This window comes from Erwinia sp. ErVv1 (genome assembly GCF_900068895.1).
GTDB lineage: Bacteria > Pseudomonadota > Gammaproteobacteria > Enterobacterales > Enterobacteriaceae > Erwinia.
This window is the reverse complement of sequence record NZ_CDPK01000002.1, coordinates 618,933-619,728: the sequence shown is the minus strand read 5'-3', so window position 1 is coordinate 619,728 and position 796 is coordinate 618,933.

Here is a 796-nt window from a genome sequence, read left to right as displayed (position 1 = left end):
GGGTTTTGGCCTGCCTGCAAAAAATACCGCCGTGTCACCGGGGTTTTCTGTCGTTGCGGTGATGCGGTGCAAAGCCCTGCGGGGACCGTCGTCACGCGGACACGCCGCAAGCACGTCCGTGTGGGCTCGACTCGCGCATCCCTGCGCTCGACGGTCCGCTCAGCCAACGGTCCCCGCCTGGCCTCAGACTACGTTGTCGCTGCTAAAAACCCCTTCACGTCCAGCCCTGGCTTACTAAACTTTCGGCAGNGACCCGCCGCAAGCACGTCCGTGTGGGCTCGACTCGCGCATCCCTGCGCTCGACGGTCCGCTCAGCCAACGGTCCCCGCCTGGCCTCAGACCACGCTGTCGCTGCTAAAAACCCCTTCACGTCCAGCCCCGGCTTACTAAACTTTCGGCAGATAAAGTCGTCGTGATCGGATCAGGTTTTGATGTTAGCCACTGCCAGAGCACCCGCAGCCCACTCCGCAGCCAGAAGGCGGTGTTGCGGAGCAGATAAGCCGGGTATCTGCCGCAGGGATGCGGCAGTGAAGCCCCCAGGGAGGGGTTTACGGCGCCCCGGCGTTCTGACCCGCAACATAGCCCTGTCACCGGAGCCGGTTTTGACCTTGTTGCAAACAACATAGCCCCGTCATCGGAGCAGGTTTTGACCTTACGGATGACAGTGTGTGGGGAACTGGCACCTGTGACGTTTACTGTTGTTGCGGGTACCTGGTGCAAAGCCCTGCGGGGACCGTTGTCACGCGGACCCGCCGCAAGCACGTCCGTGTGGGCTCGACTCGCGCATCCCTGCGCT